This is a genomic window from Shewanella decolorationis, assembly GCF_004354305.1.
GTDB lineage: Bacteria > Pseudomonadota > Gammaproteobacteria > Enterobacterales > Shewanellaceae > Shewanella > Shewanella decolorationis.
In genome coordinates this window covers 3,050,622-3,071,307 of sequence record NZ_CP037898.1, presented here as the reverse complement: position 1 = coordinate 3,071,307, position 20,686 = coordinate 3,050,622, and the positions used below count along the sequence as shown (strand labels likewise).

The following is a 20,686-nucleotide window of genomic DNA, read 5'->3' as shown; positions in this document are numbered from 1 at the left end:
GATAACTGGCGACGTATAGGCTGGCTTTGTTATACGTCAATCACAACCCTGTCTCTGCTTTCATGTTTTGCTTTGTAGAGTGCTGCATCGGCGCGCTCGAAGGTTTCATGTATGAGCTCGTTCCCCATAACCTGCGCAGCCCCTATAGATACTGTAACTGTAATCCGCTGATTTTTAAATTTAAATGGAATATTTTTTACTTTTTCACGGACCCTGTTTAAAAGTTGACCAATATCGCTGCTGTCAATATCTGGCAAAATCAGAACAAACTCTTCACCACCATAGCGGGCAACGAACTCGGTATCTCTTAGGGAATTTTTCAATGCCATGGCAATAACTTGCAGGGTTTTATCGCCCGTGCTGTGACCAAAGCTGTCGTTGATGCTCTTAAAGTGATCGATATCGGCCACTGCTATCCACAGTGGGGTTTTATGACGTTGATAATTACGGTACTCAAGCTCCATGCGCTCTTCTAAAGCGGCACGGTTGGGTAGTTGAGTTAGGCTGTCTAATAGATTGAGTTTTTGCTGCTCGAATAATCGTTCTTTATAGGTATTAGCCTCATTACTCAACTCGTTCAGCTCTTTGCGCATGGTCTCCATCGACTTGCGTAATAGGGCTTGCTCACGCTGCTCGAGTGCTTCTTTACGGGCAAGGGCAGAACGGATGGAGTTGAGTTGTTCGGTCAGCTGGGCTTTGAGATCGACAATATCGTCGGTGTCGATAATGGCTTCACCTACGTTATCAACGCGAGAGTTTATCTCTCTATTAAGCTGTGTCTTAAGCTGGAAGCTGCGCTGATTATGATTATAGGATTCGCTTACCACTTCGCGCACTGCCGCTAAGGCATCGTTTAGCGCATACAAAAACTCTTGCGAGGCCGATTTTTCGCGGGCGATATTGTCAAGCAGTAGAGACAAAATCGTTTGATAGGCTTCGAGCAAAGTGTCGATTTCGACCTCAGACGCTAACTGCTCTTTAATCACCAGTACTTGGTCGCGTTGGTCTTTACGAAACTCAATTTCTGAAATCATCTGCGCCAGCTCGTGGGCGAGTTGCCTATGCTTTGGCAAGACATCGAGCTTTTCGGTCTCATTGAACTGCTGCTGCAGGATGGTATCGTAGAAGCCAATGATTTGTTTTACTTTAGGAATATATTCCCACACAGTGTGGAAAGGTTTAGCCAGATCTTGCTTGAAGTAGTTAACTTCTTTTTTGAGTTTTTCAGGGGCAGAGTTTACCCGCTGGATTTGACGGATAACCTGTGCAAGCCCCGCGCGACTTTCTTCAAGTTGCACCATGACATGGTGATACTGACCTTTTAGTAGACGTTCAACATCGACTAATTCCGGCAATGCCTCATCGACTCGCTCAAAGGTATTTAAGTTATGGCGAAGTTTGGCAAGTTTATTGTCTAGTTCTAAATTTTGCCCTTTGCAGGCAAGACTCAAATGACCAATAAATTGGAGTAGTGTTTGTAACTTAGCATTCCTGTCTTCGTTTACTTCATCCAAGGCCAATTTTGCCGAGTGAAGCTTTTGCTGAAGTAGTGCCAGTTGTGTAACTGTCGCGTTGGAATCCTTCATCCGGAGTATTTTCCTAACTCTGCAGGGCTAACAAGCATGACGTCCTCTGTCCAGATTAGCGGTAAACTCACATGCTTCTAATGTTATAACAATGGTTGTAGAGTGCAAATTGCTTTGCTCTTACCATGGTGATTAATTGTCGATATTGATCAAATATTTTCTAATAAATGTCTGACTTGGTTATTTTCCCAGCAAGGCCAAACAATATCTTCTTTTGCTACATTTGTTTCGACTCTAATGAGGCCGCGTTCAATTCCCTTTTCCAAATGCAAGAATAAAGGATTGGCAAAGAGAGTGGGTGGCACAAAATCTAAGGCCCTCAGACTGACATAATGGCTAGCATCGCAAGGTAAGCTCCTAGCGCCAGCTAATGCCATTTGTACTGTTTCAAAGAGCAATTTAGGGTCGATTTTAATTTCTGCTTTGGCTAGCAGTGGCAAATTGATAAAGCCAATATTGAAGTTAAAGTTTATGTCTTTGCCATCAAGATATCGACGCAATGTTTGTAACATTTGCGGCGGCTCAATAACCTCTGTAAATCTTACTGCAAATAGCCCTTGGCGGATCACATATACTGGCATTAAAAGGCAATCGCCGATGTGCTGAGTTAATTGCTGGGTAATCGCATTGGCAAAATATTGACCATGATTCAGGTCGGTGCTCACATGCTCACCAAATTCGATCAGGGCGAGGGCGGTTGTGGGCGAATTTACTGGGTTTGGAGCGAGATCCTTTAACAGCGCAGCATAGCCTTGGTGGGAAGTGAAGGGCTCCTGCAAACTTAATTTAACTAAGGCCTCATTTTGACGGCTATTTTTGCGACGTTGGATGAGTAATATTACGATACCCACAAGCAAAATGGTCGCAATCAAGCCACTAAAAGCGAGTAATTTGTTGGTATTTTTAGTGGTTTCAACAGCGTCATTCAGTTTGCTTTGTAGCATACTGAGTTCGAGCTTTAGTTGCTGCTCGGCCAAAACCGAAGATGCGACAGCAGGATCGTTAGCTGTATTTTTAGCGGTTTGATTTAACGCTATGATGCGCTTTTGAGTGCTGATGACTTTGGTTTGATCCTGCATTTTTTCTGCCGCGAGGGCGATTTGCGTCAATGCCGATTTTTGCTCATCAAGCAAATTTAAATCCGTTGCTAAGGCCAAGGCATTTTCGGAGTGGCTCATCATGAGTGGCCAATCAGCCTTGGATTGAGCTACCTCGCCGATCAGTAACTCGTTATAAACTAAGTAATGATGACTTTGTTTTTCCACAAACACTTTGTTTGCCATAAGCAAATACTTAAGGGCATTGGTTTCATCATTTAGGTGCGAGTAGGCTTGGCCTAAATTATGAAAGTTAAGTCCCTGGGCAATGTAGTTGCCGCGTTTAGCATCAAGCTGTTGAGCGTTGAGATAGTAATCAATGGCCCGGTTCCAATCCCCTTGTTCGCCATACACCATAGCGATCACTGTCATACAGCTTGATAAATAAGTGTCGTTGCCCAGTTTTTTAAAGCCTGCGGCGGCCTCATGGGCGTTTTTTAACGCTTCATCCCATTGTTTTAAATCGCGATAAACCTTGGCCAGTTGCAACTGCAAATGGGTTTTCATCGAAGGATAATTGGAGCGATTAGATAAGCGAATCGCTTCGCTATAGTGCTGTAATGACTTAGTGAGTTGTTGATTTTTATTGTAATAATGCCCGAGTTTTGACTCGGCCGCCGCAATCAAATAATCGTTCCTGAGCTTGTAGGCGATATCGCGATAGGTATGAAAATGCATTAAGGCAGGCACATCTTGGCGGATAACGAGGTGTAGACCGCCTAAGTGTTCATGAATGGTGTGCTTAAGCAGCATGGACTCGACATCGTAACTGTCGTTAATCCGTGTCAGTGCCTCATTATAAAAGGCGATGGCCTCTTGGTATTTTTGTTCAGTGCGGCCAATATAGCGGCCTTTTAGCATGGCGACAGTCGCTTGTTGAAAGGGCGTTTGCGCTATGCTTGCAAGCAGTTCGATAAGGGTATTAGCGTCTTGAAACCCGACCTTAGATTTTACATTCGGCTCCATATTCAATCGCGCCAGTAACTGCAAAATATGTTCGAACTCTTCACTGCTATAACCTTGTTCCTTGGCGGCGCGCTCAAACTGTTCGCGGTTCTTAAAGGCAATAGGAAAAGAGAGGGATTGATTAAGCCTGTCGTACATCTTCTGTGGCGTTTCACGCAATTCTATTTCTTCGGCTTCGAGATCGGCAGCCCTTGTTTGAAACGAAATTGACATCAACAAGGTCACGAAAATAACAATGAGTTTACGCATGTGTAGGTGGCCCTATATTCCCTAAGTCAAGGAACTTATTTTGTTAGCTTTTGTTAGCGCCTAATGAGGATGCTACATCGACTTGTTATACTTGGAAAAAATATAAGAAGCATAATAACAGAAGACGGAAGGAAGTCAGAGTGAAACCCAGTAGATTATCTGTTTTGATATTAAGTGCATTAGGTTCGACAACTGTTTTAGCCGATGTGGATTATAAAATTGATTTAAGCCAGCCAGAACATCACCTTGCGCAGGTGAGTGTGACTTTTCCCGAAGCTAACGCGGGTGAGTTGACGGTTAATCTTCCCGTGTGGCGTACGGGGAAATATCAAGTGTTACCCCTATCCGATGGTGTGCGTTTATTTAGCGCGAAAGACAGTCAAGGTAACAGTCTTCCATGGAAACGTAGCGCCAGTGGCGAGTGGCAAATAGCCCTCGATAAACCCGTCAGTGTGACTGTGAGTTATCAACTCTACGCCAATGAATTAGGTCAACGTGTACGCCATATCGATGCGAGCCACGCTTATCTCGATGCCAGTGGCGTATTTATGTATAGCCCGCAATTTCGGACAGACCCTGTGGCCGTGCAGTTAAAGGTTCCCGAACATTGGCAGAGTTATTCCGGCATGTCATCAGGTAACACTGCGCATTCTTTCGTTGCCCCTAACTATGACGTACTGATTGATTCTCCTATCGAAACAGGAGTGAGTCTCCACAAGCAATTCAGCGCCAACGACAAAGACTATGAACTCGTGTTTTGGGGCGAAGGCAACTACGATGCCGATAAGGTGGTGAAAGACTTAACCGCATTGAGTGGTCAAGCCAAGGCGATTTGGGATGGTTACCCCTTTGATCGTTATGTGTATATGGTCCATGCCACCAGTGGTGCGGGCGGCGCGACCGAACACTTAAACTCGACGGTTATTCAACTGCCGCGCTTTAGTTTTCGCGAGCGTAAGGATTACCTACGCTTTATAAGCACGGCGTCCCATGAGTTTATTCATACTTGGAACGTGAAAGCCTATCGTCCAGCGGGTTTGGTCCCTTACGATTATCAGCATGAAAACATGACCGAACTTTTGTGGATTGCCGAGGGATCGACCAGTTATTTCCAAGGTCAGTTATTGCTGCGTGCAGGTGTGATGACGCCTAAGGAATTTTTAGAAGATCTCGCCAAACGCATCGAGAAGAGTGAGCTAACACCGGGGCGCGAAATTCAATCCGTTGCCGAAGCCAGTTTAGGGGAGTGGAGCAGCACGGGTGGTGATTATGCCATCAACCACAGTGTGAATATTTACTCCGAAGGTTATTTAGCCTCATTGGCACTGGATTTTTCTCTGCTGACGGATTCGAATCTTGCCCATTCATACCGCGACGTACACCGTAAACTCTATCAGGATTACCGCGTGCCTAAGGGTTACACTGTGAGTGATGTAAAGCAGATCCTGAAGGACTTATCGGGTAAAGACTATGGCCCGTGGTGGCAGAGCCATGTGAATAGTCCGCTGAGCCTTGAGTTTTCAAGCCTGTTGTCTCAGGCGGGATTAGTGATGTCCTACGGTAAAGACTCTAAAGCTGAGCCTTTTACGGGCATGACCTTAAGCAGCGAACATGGCTCTTTGGTGCTTTCTCAAGTCTTGCGTAATGGCCCCGCTTGGCAGGCTGGTATTGTGGCAGGGGATGAGATCCTCGCGATTAATGGCTTAAAGGTGACTGCGCAAGGTTTTGATAAGCGCATCAAAGACTTTAAAGTGGGAGATAAAGTTGAAATCACTTTATTTAACAACGACAAAATCAAGCAGGTGGCGTTAACCTTAGGCGAGAAGCAAAGCGGTAAGCTAGTGCTAAAAGGCGATGCAAAGGCGACTAAGCAGCAAAAAGCCTTCTTCAAAGCCTGGCTTGGCATTGATTGGCCGTTCGATAATAAAGGTGAACTGCTGACGAAAAGCTAGTTCGTTTGCGATTTGAGTGAGTGGACTTTAGGTTAGCTCACTCGAATCGCTGCCAACGTGTTATTTCTGTCATAGAGACTAAAAAGGCGCCGCAATGAACTTCCACTGCGGCGCCTTTCTTTTTAAGTATCAGATCGTTTGAGCTTTTGTTTAATGTGAGCCCTTAAAACTTAAGCTTGAGTTTCTTCAAGGCCACCTAATGCTGAAACCAGTGCGTGCATCAGCGCCACTAACTCGCTGCCCATTAAGGCAAAGTCGGCATCGAGGCGTGCCATTGGATCTTCATTCCCTAGCTCATCATTACCCGCTCTAAATTCTTCGGAGAATTTTAAGCGTTTTACGCTGGCATCGGATTGCAGCAGTAGCGCAATCGATTGGCCAAAGTGCAGGGCGAGTTTATGCACTTCTTTGCCGGTTTCGAGGTGGGCAAGTACTTCGTCTTCTTTCAAATCTTGCTGCTTAAAGCGCACGATACCGCCGTCATCGGCGGCCGATTTTAACTCGGCTTCATCTTGCATTTCAAAGGGTAAGGGGGCGCAGCCATCCTTTAACCATTGTGTGAGATTGGATTCAACTGGCGCTTTAAAGCTTAATGGGATCACAGGCAAGCTGCCTAAGGCCTTACGTAATAAGGCTAATAATTCTTCGGCTTTAGTGGCACTAGAGCTATCGACCAAGATCATTTCCAGCTCAGGTAAAATCAGCGCACGAGTTTGGCTGCGACGCGAAAAGGCGCGTGGCAATAGGCTAGTGATGATTTCATCTTTAAGCGCATCTTTTTCTTTTTTGGCGAGTTTACGATTTTCTTCGTCTTCAATTTGCGCCACTTTTTCTTCTAATGATTCTTTAATCACTTGGCCAGGCAGAATTTTTTCTTCTTTCGTCACACAGATAAGATGACGATTGTTGGCGCTGTGCACTAAGGTGCTGCCCTGTTTACCTAAGGCATTGGAAAAACCAAATTTGCTGACGTCTTGACTGCCGCACGGGGAGAATGTGAAATCGGCGAGTGCGGTTTCAAGTGCTTCTGTTTCGATGGAAAAAGGTTTATTGAAACGGTAAAGAGTAAGATTTTTAAACCACATAAGATGCGCTCATTGGAAAAATAAAGTCGCAGTTTACGGCATAGTTGCAGCGGGGTAAACCTACCTTAAATCGTTAAATTTTGCCTCGGTTGCAGAATTCATCAAAATGTAACATTGAAAAAAATATGCCTGCAGCCCTTGGTATGCCTAGGTTTTATCTTTGAGGGGAAGTGCGGTTTCGTGGTGGCTGACCCAAGTTGTCACAATTGAAATAAAACTGAAACAGATTCATTGCAAACTTTCGGTCGTTCCAAACCAATAACCAAGACGAACATAACGTCGAAAGGATTAAATGATGAACGTTTTTTGTAAAACTCTACTTGCTTCTGCGCTAGCTTCTACAACTCTGGCTTCTGCTTATGCCGCTGAGCCACTGACTGTTTATGGTAAGTTGAACGTTACCGCTCAATCAAACGATGAGAAAGGTGATTCTACAACAACTATTCAGAGTAATGCTTCTCGTTTTGGTGTGAAGGGTGATTTCGAACTGTCTAGCTCGCTGGAAGCGTTCTACACAGTAGAGTACGAAGTTGATACTGGCTCTGCAACAAGCGACAACTTCAAAGCCCGTAACCAATTCGTTGGTTTAAAAGGTGCATTTGGTTCTTTCTCTGTTGGTCGTAACGACACTCTGTTAAAGATCTCTCAAGGTAACGTTGACCAGTTCAACGATTTATCAGGTGACTTAAAGAGCCTGTTCAAAGGTGAAAACCGTTTAGGTCAAACTGCAACTTACCTGACACCTTCAATCGGTGGCTTCGTATTCGGTGCAACTTACGCAGCTGAAGGCGATGCTGACCAACAAGCCCAAGATGGTTTCAGCTTAGCCGCTATGTACGGTGACGCTAAACTGAAAAAATCACCTTTCTACGCCGCTATCGCTTACGATTCTGACGTAAAAGGTTACAAAATCATGCGTGCATCGGTACAAGGTAAAATCGCTGACTTAACCTTAGGTGGTATGTACCAACAACAGGAACAAACCTACAAAAACGCTTTACCAGTGGACGCTGACAGCGTGAATGGTTACCTGTTAAGCGCTGCTTACGATATCAACGCTGTGACCTTAAAAGCACAATACCAAGACATGGAAGACTTAGGTGATTCATGGTCAGTGGGTGCGGACTACAGCTTAGGTAAGCCAACGAAAGTGTTTGCTTTCTATACTAACCGCTCTTTAGAAGCGAATGCTGATGATGACAAATACATCGGTATTGGTTTAGAACACAAGTTCTAATCTCAGTGTTAAGGTTGAATTAAGGAGGCTTAGGCCTCCTTTTTTATTGCGATAAACAAACAGTTATATAAACTTAATATGACAATTATCGCGACAATATTGCTCAAGTGACATGCTAATTCATAAATCTGTAATAAAAATGACTAATAATAGTCGTGTTGACATTCACTGACAGAAAATCACTTATGACTGCAAGGATATTGATAGTAGAAGACGAGTTAGCCATCCGCGAGATGCTGACTTTTGTAATGGAACAGCATGGGTTTACAACCTCTGCGGCGGAAGATTTTGATTCGGCCATTGCGCTGCTAAAGGAGCCTTACCCCGATCTGATTTTGTTGGATTGGATGTTTCCTGGTGGAAGTGGTATTCAATTGGCCAAACGCCTCAAGCAGGATGAGTTTACCCGTCAGATCCCTATTATTATGTTAACCGCTCGTGGTGAAGAGGAAGATAAGGTTAAGGGCCTCGAAGTGGGCGCCGATGACTATATCACTAAACCTTTTTCACCCAAGGAGCTGGTGGCACGTATCAAGGCTGTATTGCGCCGTAGCGCGCCGACCCGCCTCGAAGAAACCATAGATGTACAAGGATTGTTACTCGACCCAGTGAGCCACAGGGTGAGTGTTGGCGATACCGTACTCGATATGGGGCCAACGGAATTCCGTTTATTACACTTCTTTATGACACACCCTGAACGTGTTTACAGCCGCGAACAGCTGCTCGATAACGTTTGGGGAACCAATGTGTATGTAGAAGACAGAACCGTGGATGTGCATATCCGTCGGCTGCGTAAAGCAGTTGAAGAATCGGGGCATGATCGCCTCATTCAAACGGTTCGTGGTGCAGGTTATCGTTTCTCTACACGCATTTAGTGCCAAATAAGAGATAGGCACAGGTTAGCTTTTACGCTATCTTGTGCTCCTCCTATTTAGCCTGATGTCTGGGTTTATTTATGTTCGACTCTTATTCAGGGTACCGGCTGTTTTCGCGCTTAGCGGTGTTTTTACTGCTTTGTTTGCTAATTGGTTTATTGGTAGGGAAACCCCTCTGGATACTTATCATTGGATTGCTAGGACTCGTGTTCTGGCATTACCGTCAGTTAGCACGTCTCAATTTTTGGTTATGGCGAGATAGAAAATTAACGCCTCCCCAAGGCAGTGGCAGTTGGGAAGGGGTGTTTAACGGCATATACCGTCTACAGGGCAAAAACCGTCGTCGTGTGGGCCAACTAGCCGCCTTGCTAGGACGTTTTCGTCAAGGAGCCGAGGCCTTGCCCGATGCGGCAGTCGTGCTCGACTCTGAGCACAATATCTTATGGTGCAATAGGTTAGCTCAGCTGATATTAGGCTTTGTCTGGCCACAGGATAATGGTCAACGCATCGATAACTTGATCCGCCATCCTGATTTTTCGGCCTATATCAAAGCCGGAAAATATAAAGATCCCTTAGAGCTGGCCTCGCCCGTATCCGATAGAAGACTGCTCGAAATCCGTATTATGGCCTATGGCGATCGGCAGTTATTGCTCATTGCCCGCGATATTACACGGATAAGGCAACTCGAAGGCATGCGTAAAGAATTTGTCGCTAATGTGTCACACGAACTGAAAACCCCGCTCACAGTATTGCAGGGTTATTTAGAGATGATGCAAAGCATGGCAGAACCCGGTTCGATGAACGCCAAGCCCTTAGCCTTAATGCAGCAGCAAACGCGGCGAATGCAGTCGATGGTGGAGCAACTGTTGGTGTTATCACGCATCGAAGATGCGGCGGATATCAACCTTGAAAACACCGTAAACATGGCGCAGTTGATGGAAGTCTTAAAGGAAGAGGCTAAGGCGCTGGCGCAGGACAAGTACGAGCTAAGCTTCCACTGTGAGGCGGGACTTAATTCCCATGGCAATGAGCTGCAGCTTCGAAGTGCTTGTTCTAATTTGATTTCGAATGCGATTCGCTACACAGAGCCCGGCGGCAAAATTACCGTGCAATGGCGTAGTGTGGCAACCGGTGGCCTCTTTAGTGTGACTGATACGGGTGAGGGGATCGCGCCGCAGCATATTAGCCGCTTAACCGAGCGCTTTTATCGTGTCGACAGTGCGCGCTCAAGGCAAACCGGTGGCAGTGGCCTTGGTTTAGCTATTGTGAAACATGCCCTGAGTCACCACCACAGTGAGCTCAATATCAGCAGTGAATTGGGTAAAGGCAGTACTTTTAGCTTTGTGATCCCATCCCATTTGATTGAACGCAAAAAATAATTGTCAAAGAAACGCATATTATTTTTACATATAAAACAGGCCATTATGGCCTGTTTTGCTTTTGACACTTTAACAATGCGAGGTTTTTTTCAAAAAAATGCGAAAAATGTGTTTTGTCATCTAAGTGTCACATCTTGGACATAGAATTGTCATTGTAGCGATTGATACTGGCTGCGTCTGAAGAAACTTAAGTTAGAAATTAGTTAGCTTATTACTGGAGCACATAATGAAACTGAAAAAGCTTGTCGGCGCGATGACCCTCACAGCCGCTGGTGTATTCTCTGCCACTGCAATGGCATCTGTTGATCAATCTCTGCCAACTTACGAGAAAGCAAGTGGTGTATCAGGCAACTTATCATCTGTTGGTTCAGATACTTTAGCCAACATGATGACTCTGTGGGCTGAAGAATTTAAACAGATGTACCCTAACGTAAACATCCAAATTCAAGCTGCGGGTTCTTCTACTGCGCCACCAGCATTAACTGAAGGTACTTCACAATTCGGCCCAATGAGCCGCAAAATGAAGCCTAACGAAGAAGAAGCCTTCGAAAAACACTACGGTTACAAGCCAACTGCAGTTCGTGTTGCGATTGACGCTTTAGCGGTATTCGTACACAAAGATAACCCAATCAAAGGCTTAACTGTTGAACAAGTTGACGGTATTTTCTCTTCTACTCACAAGTGTGGTAGCAGCGACATCCAACGTTGGGGCGAGTTAGGTCTTGACGGTAATTGGTCAGCAAAAGACGTACAATTGTACGGTCGTAACTCAGTATCAGGCACTTACGGTTACTTCAAAGAGCACGCCCTGTGTAAAGGTGACTTCAAGGCCAACGTAAACGAGCAACCTGGTTCTGCTTCAGTGGTTCAGTCAGTGTCTCAATCACTGAACGCTATCGGTTACTCAGGTATCGGTTACAAAACTGCTGGCGTGAAAGCCGTTGCTATCGCGAAGAAAGGTAACGAGTTTATCGAAGCGACTGCAGAAAACGCCGCTAACGGTACTTACCCATTATCACGTTACTTATATGTATACGTGAACAAGCAACCAAACAAAGACTTAGCACCAATGGAAAAAGAATTCATCCGTTATGTGCTGTCTAAGCAAGGTCAGCAAGTGGTAGAAAAAGACGGTTATGTGACTCTGCCTAAGAGCGTAGTTGCTAAAGATTTAGAACAGTTAGGCATCCGCCTGTAATTCTTAATCGCTAAACCTTAAGGGTCTCTTCGGAGGCCCTTTTTGTTTTTGGGCCCTAAACTACCAACTTCAGTAGAGGGTTATCATTTTGGGAGATTGCTGACTGGCGCTGACGACTGTAATACCAATCGTATTAAATATCTGTTCATTCAGCGGGAGTTAAACGGGCTTTAGACAAGGCGAAAGCTCTGAACTGATTAGATATTTAATGTGATTGGTATAAAAGGACATAAAAAAAGCAACCTAATAAGGTTGCTGTAAATTCCAATTCGGAATCCGGGGACGGTCGCGCTAGAAACCATCTAAAGGAGAATGATGATGAACGAAGAAACTCATTGCAAAGATTCGGTTCATAATATCTGACTCAAGGGCGAGAAATTAGTTCAGCAAAAATAGAAAATTTTTGAAAATATTTTTTATTAGAACCTTTATGCGTTGAAAAATATGTAAATTTTAATTTTATAAGTTAACTAAAGTTGATTATGGCAAGACTTGGATTCAAGCATTGTTACAAAATGAGGATGTGGGAAAAGCTTTATTCGATTGCGCGTCGGTAAATCAGCGTCCGATAATATGACTAGATAATTTACTCTTCACAGGTTAGCTAAGTGATACCTTTAGAAAACCAGCAAATGCCAATTGCACCCGCAACATGGGATTTAACCCGCGATTACCATTCCTTTGCTAATAGCGATCAAGTGCAGGTCACACACTTATCCCTCGCGCTAAAAGTCGACTTTGCGACTCGTACTCTGCTTGGGGAAGCGATTCTTTCACTGCACTATCTTGAAGCAAAGGTTGGTGAGCTATGGCTCGATAGTCGCGATTTAAGCATTTTATCGGTAACGACTGATGAAGCCGCGCTGGTATTTCATCTAGATGCGGCCGATGACATTCTCGGGCAGAAATTAGTCATCCAGTTACCCCAAACGCAGTGCGAACGAATCTATATTCGTTACCAAACCTCACCGGAAGCTGAAGGGTTGCAGTGGCTTATGCCTGAACAGACGGCGGGCAAAGCATTGCCTTATCTCTTTAGCCAGTCTCAGCCCATTAATGCCCGCAGTTGGATCCCCTTGCAGGATTCGCCAAAGGTGCGGATCACCTTCGATGCGCACGTTGAAGTGCCAAAGGGCATGCGCGCCGTGATGAGTGCAATGAACGACCCTGATACGCCGCTCGAGGGGCAATTCCTATTCGAGATGGAAAAGCCCATTCCCACCCATTTGCTAGCTTTAGCGGTGGGTGACTTAGCCTTTCAAGCCATAGGTCCGCGCAGCGGTGTGTATACCGAGCCGTGCATGCTAGAGGCCGCAGCAACAGAGTTTGCCGATACCGAACATATGCTGGATGTGGCGCAGTCACTCTTAGGGCCTTATGCGTGGGAGCGTTATGACATGATCATCTTGCCACCAAGTTTTCCTTTCGGTGGCATGGAAAACCCGCGTTTAGCCTTTTTAACCCCGACTCTGATTGCGGGGGATAAAAGTTTAGTGTCGACGGTCGCCCACGAGTTAGCACATTCGTGGACGGGCAATCTGGTCAGTAACGCCACTTGGCGCGATCTCTGGCTAAATGAAGGTTTTACGACCTATTTTACCAATCGGATTGTCGAAGAAGTCTATGGCAAGGAGCAGGCTGAGCTGGAATGGGTTATTGAATTTGGTCGTTTAAAAGAAGAAATGGCCGTTTTACCGCTCCATCGGCAAACGTTGCCAGCCAATGTGCAGCACGCCGATCCTAACTTAGCTTTTAACCGTTTTACTTACGATAAGGCTTCGATGTTCGTCCATGAGTTGGAACATCGCCTCGGGCGAGCCGAGTTCGATAAGTTTCTGTTTGCCTATGTGCAGCACTTCGCCTTTAAGGCGATCACCACCGAAGTGTTTGTCGAATATGCAAAAGTGGCTTTAGTCGAAGCCTATCCGGATAAGATAAGTGAAGCCGAACTGCTGGAATGGATTTATGGTGAAGGGTTGCCTCAAGCTTATGTAGGGCCCACATCGCGAAGTTTAGATAAAGTGGATAGCGCCTTGGATGATTTCTTAAAGGGCAAAGCGGCCAGCGAGCTTAAGGTAAAAGGTTGGCGAGTTCATCATTGGCAATACTTTTTGACCCAATTACCCGAAGTGGTGCCGCAGGTACAACTGATGGATTTGGACGATAGCTTTAAGTTTACCGAGTCTACTAATGCTGAAATTGCCTGCGATTGGTTTAGGGTCGCTATCCGCAATCATTATGACCCTGTGTTACCCGCCTTAAGTGCTTACTTACAGCGCATTGGCCGCGGCAAGTTTGTCCGTCCACTTTATGCCGAATTGCAGGTTGCCGGCTATCACACTGAGTTACAACAAATCTATGCCAGTGCGCGGGCGGGATACCATCCTTCGATTCAAGTGCAATTGGATAGGATGTTGAAGGGATAAAATGGAGCTAAAAAAAATGGCAACCTAAGGTTGCCATAAAAGAATCAAGGTAGGAGACAAAGGAATGCAGTGCGCTAGCGTGTATTCGATTGCTTCCCAAAAGGGAGATGATGATGAACGACCAACCAATTCGACTCTATGCAATAACTTGAAACTGTTTCATTAAATTAAACGGCATATTTAATCCATTTAATCCTTTGCTAACGTTTTCATTTAGCAATCAATTCTGCATTAAAGCGGATTTGTTAATCCTTACATATAGTCAGACTAAGGCCTTTTGATAAAGTTCAGTTTGCAGCTAAAAAATTTTAAAATTATTTTTGCCTTGCAGGCGTCAGCAAATTAAGTTACTGGGGAATGGTTACATTTATTTTACATATAAAACATAGACATAAAAAAAGGCAACCAATTGGTTGCCTAGTGACCTCTTCCTAGGTCAAGGGGGCCGCGCTAGAAGCCCCAGGGAGAATGATGAACATGAAAAAGACATTCGCTGTTCAATATGTTTGAGGGGCTTATAGAATTAAAGTTCCATCGAAAATAAAAAATAACTTAACTTTTTATTTAATAGTAAAGTTTCAATGAGATAGCGTGCGGATTATTTTAAAAGCGTTTCTATCTTGTCACTAATGGCCTCTGGTTTTGTGGTTGGCGCAAAGCGAGCCACCACTTCGCCCTGACGATTAATTAAGAATTTAGTGAAATTCCACTTAATCCGTTCTGTGCCTAATACGCCTGGTGCCGCTTTTTTAAGGTACTGGTATAAAGGGTGAGTATGCTCACCGTTTACCTCAATTTTTGAAAATAGGGGAAAACTCACGCCAAAGTTGAGTTCACAAAAGCTTTGGATGCCTTTCTCATCGGCTTTTTCTTGGGCACCAAACTGATTGCATGGGAAGCCTAAAACCACAAATCCCTGTGCTTTATATTTTTGATAAAGCGCCTCTAAGCCTTTGTACTGTGGTGTAAAACCGCACTCACTGGCGGTATTTACAATTAAAATTACTTTGCCTTGATATTGCGCTAGTGCCGTTGGATTGCCTTGAATGTCGTTTGCGCTGTGGCTATAGATAGTCGATGTCATCATTACCTCCTTAGTTGTGATGATTAGCATAAATAACAATTAAGTTGTTATCAATCAATTTGTGCGCAATTTATTTTGCGTATTTGCTAATCTTCTTCAATATCAATATAGTTACGCTAATTTTTATCTCAGCAGAAGGGCGTTTATGTGACTGAACATGAAGCCGAATACGAAACAAACACACAGGCCGATGTTGGGCAGGTTGTTCAACAACTCACTGAAGTTGAAGGTGAAGAACAGGCTGAGGTGTTCAGTGAAATCTTAAATGAAGCTGAGCCTGGCACGGTTGCCTTAGTGCTGGAGTCCTTACCCTTAGACGAGCGTTACGAGCGTTGGCAACAGGTTGAGTTTAGTGACCGTGTGACGGTGCTGAGTTTAATGCGCGCCGATCCGCGTATGGGCATCCTAAAGCAGATGCCCGACAATGAGGTGGATCTGCTATTTGCGCAGCTCAGTCCTGAGGATTTGATTGAGTGGAGTGATTATCTCCCCGAAAGTTTTACCGACCGCGCCTTAGCACAAATGGGCGAACGTCAGCGGCAGCGCTTTGAGTTGTACGACCAATATTCGGAAAACGAAATTGGTCGTTATACCGATCATCAAATGTTAGTGCTCAGCGATAAGGCGACTGTGGCTCAGGCGCAGCGGTTTTTCAGGCGAATTGAACTCGACTGTAACGATAATTTATTTATTGTCGATGAGGCGGATAAATACCTAGGTACGGTAAGGCGTTATGATATTTTTAAGCATGATCCCTCCGAGCCACTGATTTCACTGCTATCGGAAGACAGTCGTGCGTTAACCGCGGATACCACGCTACTCGATGCCGCCGAGGCGATAGAACATAGCCGTGAAATTGAGTTACCCGTTATTGATGAGGCGGGGGAGCTAATTGGCCGTGTCACCCTAAGGGCCGCGACCGCCTTAGTGCGTGAACATTACGAAGCGCAATTAATGGCGACCGCGGGTATGGATGAGTCCGACGACTTATTCGCTCCTATCATCAAAGGTGCGCAGCGCCGCGCTGTGTGGTTAGGGATTAACTTACTCACGGCATTTTTAGCCTCGGCCACCATTGGATTATTTGAAAACGTCTTATCTCAAGTGGTGGCACTTGCGGTGTTGATGCCGATAGTCGCATCCATGGGCGGGATTGCCGGCAGTCAGTCGCTTACCTTGATGATCCGCGGTATGGCGATGGGGCAGATCTCTGCGGGTAACTTATTCTCGTTAATGAAGAACGAGTTAGGCATTGGCTTAGTCAATGGTACCCTGTGGGCGATTGTGATTGGACTGGTATCGGGCTGGTGGTTTGCCGACAGCACTATAGGCATAGTGATAGGCTGCGCGATTTTGATCAATATGGCAGTCGCGGCGTTGGCAGGGGTGTTTGTCCCTATGGTTTTGCAGCGATTTAACCAAGATGCGGCGCTCTCTGGCTCGGTGATTTTAACTACAGTGACCGATGTAGTGGGCTTTTTCACTTTTCTCGGCATGGCGACGATACTGTATCTCTAAGTGGCTTTAACTTGTTTAACTCATTGGTATGAATCAAAACGATATTCAATTTGTCCTTTGCCAAAACGCAGCCGAATTGGCGGTTGCAGCGGCCTTAATCGATCAACGGGATGATAACGCGCATCCCCTCGACCATCAGTCCTTTGCTCAGTCCCGCGCCGTGATATTGGCGAAAACCCTCGAGGGTGAGATGGTTGGCTGCGCGGCGATTAAGGCGGGTTCTGGCCCTGTGGGGGAACTCGGTTATCTGGTGGTCTCGCCATTGTACCGCCGCCGTGGCATAGCCCAAGGGCTTACCCTTAAGCGGATTGAAGTGGCTAAAGCGCAGGGGATTGCCCTGTTATTTGCCACCATTCGAGAGGAAAACAACGCCAGTCGAGTGAATTTACTCAAGGCCGGATTTCACTTTTGGCGGAACTATTTAAGTATTAGAGGTACGGGGAATACCGTGGGTTGGTATTACTTAGCCTTACAGGAAAGTGTCGATATCGACGGCATAATGCAATCTTTAGTTGGAGATCGGCTGCCTGCACCCTAAATGTTTTCGACTTGTTTAATTTGGGTTTTGTTGATGTTTCTTACCGGTTTTTGTTTGGTTTCAAATTCAAAAATCTTCGCGACTCTTAGCTAAATATGCAGATTTTCTTTTTTTATTCGGTATGATCCGCGCCATTACCCACAGTCATTATTGAGGTGTTTTTATGGCTAAGTTCAGAGTAGCAAGTGTCTTATTATTGAGTGCAGCCGCACTGCAGGTGAATGCGTCAGAATTTAATCTTGGGTTAAACAACGATGTGGTTTCTACTGAGTTAGAGCTGCAAGTGAATAAAGATGTCAATGCAGTATTAGGATATATTTATTCAGACGACAGCGGTCATATTGCCCAAGGCGCAATGCACATGACCCACGATGCGGGCGTGCATCATTTTGAAGTCGGTGCTAAGTTAAGCCAATTGTGGGCAGACGATGCGCCAAATGGCAGTACTGTGTCAGTGGGCGGTCGTTATGCCTTAGCGTTAGGGCCAAATATCTCTTTGCATGCCGCCGCTTACTATGCGCCATCGGTATTGTCTTTCGGTAATGTCGATGGTCAATACGAGTTGGATTCTAAGGTGCAATACAATATCAACCCCAATATGGCGCTTTATGTGGGTTACCGTAAGATTGCCTTTGAATACGATAATGCCCGTGATTTCACCTTCGAAGATGGCGTTTATATCGGCGGTAAATTCCGCTTCTAAATCTCGCCTTTATTGAGTGGCCTACACTGCGGCCACTTCGATTTCAAAGCCGGCCAAGGTTAACTTCGCCGGCTTTTCCATTTGGCTTTCAGTTCACTGTAGCTTGGCAGGATGGAGGAAAAAATCACCAGCCCAATGCCAGTACAGACCACAATGCTTAAGTGTTCATCTAAAAACCACCAACCAAACAATGCGGCAAAAATAAGGCCTGTATATTCCACAGGGGCCATTTGGCTTGCATCGGCGAGCCGATAGGCGTGGATGATGAGGTAGGTCATACCGATATAAAACAGCCCTAAGGTCAGGCCAACCTGTGCGACGGGGAGACTAAAGTCGGCGCCTTCGTACCAAGTTGCCGGTATCAGAAAAACCATCGCAAAGGCATTAGACCAAAAGAGTGTTGAAAAGGGATGCTCATGGGTTGAATATGCCTTCAAAATCAGGCTGTTTGTTGCCGAAGTCATGGCACCAAAAAAGGCCAAGCCAATGTAGAGGTTAAATTCTGTCGGTTGGCTTATCAGCAAAATGCCCGTAAAACCAATAATCCCCGCAACGGTGCGACGATAACCAATACGCTCATTTAAAAAGAAAGCGGACAATAACAACAGTAATAATGGTGAGGTATAAATGACCGCGGTGACTGTTGCCAGGGGCAGATGCAATACCGCCAACATAAAGATGGCATTGCCTAAGCCGATTAATAGCGCTCGACTTAAATGCACCTTGTAAAAGGGACTTAATTTGAGATTGCACTGTAAACGCCAGACAAAGGGAAGCACCAAAAGCGTGGCAAATAATTGGCGATAAAGCACAAGTTGAAATACGGGCGCATTAGTTTCAAGTAATTTTACCAATAGGTTGCCGCTGGCAATCAATAATTGTGCAGCTAAAATCATCAATAATGGTGCCATAGGTATCCAAGTGAACGTCTGATATTGAGGCTAAGGTGTTGTCCCTTAAGTTAACGACTAAAATATCATCATAAGGCACCCAATTGCCGACTAATTTAGTCTAATCAATTGTAAAAAATAAAATGTAGTCATAAAGTTAACACTTTAAATTGATTTTCTGCGTGGAATGAGACGCTGGTATATAAACTTAAATACCTATGAGTAAACCTAACTTGCAACATTTTTGGTGCTTTTTGCTGCTTCTTTGGACATTTAGTCCGTTTGCCCATAGCGCTGAAATTGCGTTGGATTCCCCCTACTTATTTCATGCTGATGCGAAACAGCTTCCTCCCGAACATTTTAATGACGTGACCCTGTGGATGGGACAACTGACAGAGGCTAACTCAGTTAGCCTTTCGGGTGGTGATTATTGGATGGTATCACCCGTCATGGTCAATAGTCGCCAAAGCCATTGGGTGGTGGATGCCAGTAATTCGATTGTAGAATCCGTTGATTATTGGTTACTTGGCAGTGATGGCTCTGTGCAAACGGCCCACAGTGGTTACTATGCGCCCTATGAATTTTTATTCGATTACGGCCGTAAAGTACGACTGAATATGGGGACTGATTATTGGTTAGTGACTCGGCTCAGTAGCCGCTATTATTCCTCCGCCCCTGAATTGGCGATAGAGTCGGAAGAAGTACACCAGTTAACCAACGACCGTGTGGCCATGGCGATACTGATTTGTTTAGGGGGATTGCTCTTTATCGCTCTATACAATCTACTGATTTACATATCAATTTTAGATAAGGCATTTTTATATTATGGTCTTTATGTATTGATCTATTTTGGTGGCTGGGCACTGACCTTCCATTTACCAGCGCATCTATTTAACTTCCATCAGCTTGAATTACATCATCTGTTTTTTATCAGCTTGCCGATATTTAACATCATGTTCTACAAGCACTTCTTACAGTTGCCTAGCTATTCGCCCCGATTATGGAGGCTGAGCCAATACTTATTAGTTGCGTGTGTTTTAGCCTTGCCGACTAGTATTTGGTTATTGCCCTATACCGCGATTATTGCCTCAGTCTTAATCATGCTGTGGATTGCGCTAGCGATCACCTGTGGCAATGTGTGCTTGATGAAAGGCTTTGCCCCCGCTCGCTATTTCATTATGGCCTTTAGCTGTTTGCTACTGCCCGCGGTAATTATCTTACCGGGCAATATGGGGATCACCCCTGACTTTATTGAACATGCCGAGTTTGCGACACTGCTGGGTGGCACTGTGGATGCTCTGCTGTTATCCCTTGCATTAGCGAACAAACTTAAACTGTTGGCCGAAGAGCGTAATGCCCATATTGAAGAGCTAGGCATAGCCTGGGAGAAGGCCCGACTCGATGGTTTAACCCGGGTGGGCAATCGTTATGCTTTTGATGAATATATGAATTCGCAATTAACCTTTGCCAATAAGGTTGTACAACCAACGGCGTTGGTGCTGCTCAATGTCGACAGCCTTAAAATGGTGAACGATACCTTAGGGCATCAGGAAGGGGACCGTTTACTGCAAAATCTAGTACAGTTTTTGCAGGCGACCAACATTGCTCACCTTAAGATTTACCGGATCAGCGGCGATGAGTTTGTGCTCATTCTACCTGCAAATGGCATGGGGACCTTAACCAGCAGCTTAAAGGGATTAACGGCGCAATTTGCCGCCGAAGGCTTAAAGGATTGTCAGTTTAGTTTTGGCTTTGCCATCAATAGTGATGTGTCTGATCCCCACGAATGGCTGCGCTGCGCCGATAGCAACTTATATCAATCGCGAATGGAAAAACGTCGCCAAGAATACGCCGATAGCCGCGCAGGAGAGATAGCTTCTCTCTGAGCTTGAACACATTCAAA

15 protein-coding genes are annotated in these 20,686 nt (G+C 45.2%); 10 read left to right on the top strand and 5 right to left on the bottom strand.

Features of this window, described 5'->3' with window-relative positions; translation table 11 throughout:
* Positions 1–29 precede the first annotated feature (29 nt).
* Positions 30–1,586 (bottom strand): GGDEF domain-containing protein, encoded by a 1,557-nt coding sequence (locus EYR25_RS13850; RefSeq protein WP_023265634.1) that lies wholly within the window; start codon positions 1,584–1,586, stop codon positions 30–32.
* A gap of 149 nt (positions 1,587–1,735) precedes the next feature.
* Positions 1,736–3,898 carry a tetratricopeptide repeat protein gene (locus EYR25_RS13845; RefSeq protein ID WP_133180818.1) on the bottom strand — a complete coding sequence of 721 codons (2,163 nt, stop codon included), beginning with the start codon at positions 3,896–3,898 and terminating at the stop codon, positions 1,736–1,738.
* Between the two features lie 140 nt (positions 3,899–4,038).
* Between EYR25_RS13845 and EYR25_RS13840 the strand changes: the two genes are divergently transcribed.
* On the top strand, positions 4,039–5,850 hold the full coding sequence (locus EYR25_RS13840; RefSeq protein ID WP_133180816.1) for a M61 family metallopeptidase: 1,812 nt from the start codon (positions 4,039–4,041) through the stop codon (positions 5,848–5,850).
* 170 nt (positions 5,851–6,020) lie between these two features.
* Here the strand turns inward: EYR25_RS13840 and rdgC are convergent, their stop codons facing one another.
* Positions 6,021–6,935, bottom strand: a complete 915-nt coding sequence (rdgC, locus tag EYR25_RS13835; RefSeq protein ID WP_133180814.1) for a recombination-associated protein RdgC — start codon at positions 6,933–6,935, stop codon at positions 6,021–6,023.
* A 292-nt stretch (positions 6,936–7,227) separates the two neighbouring features.
* Here rdgC and EYR25_RS13830 point away from each other — a divergent pair, with 292 nt between their 5' ends.
* The 5 genes from EYR25_RS13830 to EYR25_RS13810 all read left to right on the top strand — a co-directional run bounded on the left by EYR25_RS13830 (position 7,228) and on the right by EYR25_RS13810 (position 14,050).
* Entirely contained in the window at positions 7,228–8,172 is a 945-nt protein-coding gene (locus EYR25_RS13830; protein ID WP_165953500.1) for a porin, read from the top strand.
* Between the two features lie 185 nt (positions 8,173–8,357).
* Complete coding sequence (gene phoB, locus EYR25_RS13825) at positions 8,358–9,047, top strand: phosphate regulon transcriptional regulator PhoB (protein WP_011623460.1); 690 nt, start codon at positions 8,358–8,360, stop codon at positions 9,045–9,047.
* Positions 9,048–9,127: 80 nt separating this feature from the next.
* Positions 9,128–10,426 carry a phosphate regulon sensor histidine kinase PhoR gene (gene phoR, locus EYR25_RS13820; RefSeq protein WP_023265629.1) on the top strand — a complete coding sequence of 433 codons (1,299 nt, stop codon included), beginning with the start codon at positions 9,128–9,130 and terminating at the stop codon, positions 10,424–10,426.
* Between the two features lie 226 nt (positions 10,427–10,652).
* A complete protein-coding gene (locus tag EYR25_RS13815; protein WP_011626766.1) occupies positions 10,653–11,624 on the top strand; it encodes a PstS family phosphate ABC transporter substrate-binding protein in 972 nt (323 codons plus the stop codon).
* A 632-nt stretch (positions 11,625–12,256) separates the two neighbouring features.
* The gene (locus EYR25_RS13810) at positions 12,257–14,050 is read left to right on the top strand and encodes a M1 family metallopeptidase (protein ID WP_133182876.1); all 1,794 of its coding nucleotides are present in this window, start codon (positions 12,257–12,259) and stop codon (positions 14,048–14,050) included.
* Between the two features lie 598 nt (positions 14,051–14,648).
* Here EYR25_RS13810 and EYR25_RS13805 read toward each other — a convergent pair.
* Complete coding sequence (locus EYR25_RS13805) at positions 14,649–15,134, bottom strand: glutathione peroxidase (RefSeq protein ID WP_133180810.1); 486 nt, start codon at positions 15,132–15,134, stop codon at positions 14,649–14,651.
* A gap of 147 nt (positions 15,135–15,281) precedes the next feature.
* Here EYR25_RS13805 and EYR25_RS13800 point away from each other — a divergent pair, with 147 nt between their 5' ends.
* From EYR25_RS13800 to EYR25_RS13790, 3 genes are all read left to right on the top strand, one after another.
* On the top strand, positions 15,282–16,652 hold the full coding sequence (locus EYR25_RS13800) for a magnesium transporter (protein ID WP_023265626.1): 1,371 nt from the start codon (positions 15,282–15,284) through the stop codon (positions 16,650–16,652).
* A gap of 28 nt (positions 16,653–16,680) precedes the next feature.
* On the top strand, positions 16,681–17,190 hold the full coding sequence (locus EYR25_RS13795; protein ID WP_133180808.1) for a GNAT family N-acetyltransferase: 510 nt from the start codon (positions 16,681–16,683) through the stop codon (positions 17,188–17,190).
* A gap of 163 nt (positions 17,191–17,353) precedes the next feature.
* Positions 17,354–17,893, top strand: coding sequence for a YfaZ family protein (locus EYR25_RS13790; RefSeq protein ID WP_133180806.1), 540 nt, complete (start codon positions 17,354–17,356; stop codon positions 17,891–17,893).
* A 59-nt stretch (positions 17,894–17,952) separates the two neighbouring features.
* Here EYR25_RS13790 and EYR25_RS13785 read toward each other — a convergent pair whose 3' ends face one another.
* On the bottom strand, positions 17,953–18,804 hold the full coding sequence (locus tag EYR25_RS13785) for a DMT family transporter (RefSeq protein ID WP_133180804.1): 852 nt from the start codon (positions 18,802–18,804) through the stop codon (positions 17,953–17,955).
* Positions 18,805–19,001: 197 nt separating this feature from the next.
* On the opposite strand from EYR25_RS13785, the gene EYR25_RS13780 reads away from it, so the two are divergent.
* The gene (locus EYR25_RS13780; protein WP_133180802.1) at positions 19,002–20,669 is read left to right on the top strand and encodes a diguanylate cyclase; all 1,668 of its coding nucleotides are present in this window, start codon (positions 19,002–19,004) and stop codon (positions 20,667–20,669) included.
* The last annotated feature ends 17 nt before the right edge of the window (positions 20,670–20,686 follow it).